Here is a 1,085-nt window from a genome sequence, read left to right on the forward strand (position 1 = left end):
GGTGTTGCTATAAGCGACTTTGAATAAAAATCAGGGGTAAGCGCCACTTTTAAAGTAGCACGTTTATTAACCGATAAATCGCAATTTAAATCAGCATATCCCGCTATACGAGCTATCTTTACCTCATTTGGTATAGAGCAGTATCCATCCATAAACAGATATTGCGGCAATAACTCTTTTTGAGCCTCCTCTTGCCTTTGCGCGACTAACACGGCGTCCTTTTTCTGCTTATCGGCATAAAAATCGAAAGCAGCCGTAGCATTAGGCACGCCGCCTGCGGAATTTACGGCGCTGGTAACTCCGCCCTGATTACTTTGTTTACGCAAATTTTCATATGCTTTTAGATGCCCGTATATCACAGCATATGTATTGTCTTGGACATCAGCGTCTTCGCCCTTTTCTTGGATATTAACAGCCTCAGTAGATTTAAACGTATTATCGCCTACGCCTGCGCGCTGCTGCCCGTAGTCACGCCCATTTCCGGCATTAGTAGCTCCGTCGCCATTATCAACTGCCCCTACAATTGCTACCGCGCAAACCAGGCTAAATAAAAGCTTTTTCATCTGTGCGCTCCTTTATCTCTTAAAATTTCGCCCGCCCTTTGGTCGAAATACTCATCCAAAACTTGGATACGTTCGGCGTTAAAATTATAAGCCTCTTGTTCCTCAATAGGCATACTTTTATCGAAAGCGCGCCCCCTATTTAAGCCATCGCCGTAAATCTTATTCTCGGGATATTCGTGTAGACACCCGTTAAAAGCTAAGGCTAGCATTGATAGACACACTATTTTTTTCGTCATATTCTTTCCTTTCTTTCTCAATTTTATTGTATTTTTTCTCATTTACACCGACTATATACGCTCGCAAATCACTTAAATTTGAGAACGATATGCCATCGTAAACTATTTTCTGCTTCGCATCTTCGTCAATATTGTCTAAGCTTTTTTTGTCTATATTCTTATCAAAAAAAAGACCCTCAATTTTAAATTTTATCGCACTAAAGCTCTTTTTTACGAAATTTTTAACGAAATTGGGAATAAAACGTCCCAAAGAAAATGGCTGCACTTCATTTTGCTCCTGGTAGAA

3 protein-coding genes are annotated in these 1,085 nt (G+C 40.5%); all 3 read right to left on the reverse strand.

From position 1 onward, the window contains the following. On the reverse strand, positions 1 to 563 hold a 563-nt coding region (locus Q0256_RS04815), incomplete at its 3' end, for a hypothetical protein (RefSeq protein ID WP_297960586.1). After that, positions 560 to 799: a hypothetical protein gene (locus Q0256_RS04820; protein WP_297960589.1), complete on the reverse strand. Its 240-nt coding sequence runs from the start codon at positions 797 to 799 to the stop codon at positions 560 to 562. The genes Q0256_RS04815 and Q0256_RS04820, both read right to left, overlap by 4 nt. Continuing rightward, positions 753 to 1,085: hypothetical protein (locus tag Q0256_RS04825; protein WP_297960592.1), on the reverse strand; the 333-nt coding region annotated here is incomplete at its 5' end. The genes Q0256_RS04825 and Q0256_RS04820, both read right to left, overlap by 47 nt.

The sequence above is a fragment of the uncultured Campylobacter sp. genome (assembly GCF_937949835.1).
Taxonomy (GTDB): Bacteria; Campylobacterota; Campylobacteria; order Campylobacterales; family Campylobacteraceae; genus Campylobacter_B.

Coding starts and splice junctions, on each gene's coding strand:
- Q0256_RS04820 (WP_297960589.1), bottom strand. CDS start 799: ATGACGAAAAAAATAGTGTGTCTATCAATGCTAGCCTTAGCTTTTAAC.